The 742-nt window shown below is 64.4% G+C and carries 1 protein-coding gene; it reads right to left on the minus strand.

The genetic code is table 11. The features are described from left to right. Positions 1–325: 325 nt before the first annotated feature. Positions 326–628, minus strand: a complete 303-nt coding sequence (locus JS756_RS35910) for a hypothetical protein (protein WP_205387451.1) — start codon at positions 626–628, stop codon at positions 326–328. Between the last annotated feature and the right edge of the window lie 114 nt (positions 629–742).

Below are 742 nucleotides of genomic sequence, written 5' to 3' on the forward strand. Positions count from 1 at the left end.
CGCCGACTCCACGGTGAGATAGGGCACATCCCGCCCGTCGAATACGAAGCCAACTACTACACCGAACTCAAGAAACCCCAGGTCATCACCACAATCTGAGATCTCTACCGAACCCGGGGCGGTTCAGACTCTCTGCTGTTCGGTGGGTTGTCGTGGGTGACTCGGCTGCTGTCAGGGATGCCGATTTGGTGCTGGCGTTTTTGGCGTTGTTGCGGGTCGATTGGTCGCAGGTTGGTACAGCGGGGAGCGCGTTGCGGCTGGTCATGAGTGTGCGGGCGATGCGCCGGGGTGTCGGGGGCTGTGGGAGGCGGGGCATCGTCGCCTTCTACCGGTGGTGGCCGAGTGTGTAGCGGATTCCTGCTGCGGTGAGGCGGAGTTGTTCGCCGCCCTGGGCCGTGATGAGTGGGAAGAGTGGACTGTCCGGCGCACGGTCCTTGAGCTGTCCGTGGATGCCGGCGGTGCGTACGAGGCAGCGTGCCCAGGTGGGGAGGGGGTAGAGCCGGCATCTGCGGTGGGCCGTGCTGTCGTGGACTTTGACGGCGGTCGCTGTTTCGTTGATGTCGATTCCGCGGATCAGCGCGAGCCTGCTGATGTCTGCCCCGGTGACTGCGTGGAGAGCAATGCTCATTACCTGTGGATCGGCTCGGGAGGGCACACGCGGAGGGCGTACCTTCCCGAGTGATCGATTGACTGGTATCGAGTAGGCCCGCGTTGCCGCGCGGGTCGGGAAGGCACGCCCGTG

It is taken from the genome of Streptomyces actuosus (assembly GCF_016921115.1).
Classification (GTDB): Bacteria; Actinomycetota; Actinomycetes; order Streptomycetales; family Streptomycetaceae; genus Streptomyces; species Streptomyces actuosus_A.

What these genes read in the sequence shown, in the direction of transcription:
- JS756_RS35910 (WP_205387451.1), bottom strand. Translation starts at nt 628, where the DNA reads ATGAGCATTGCTCTCCACGCAGTCACCGGGGCAGACATCAGCAGGCTC.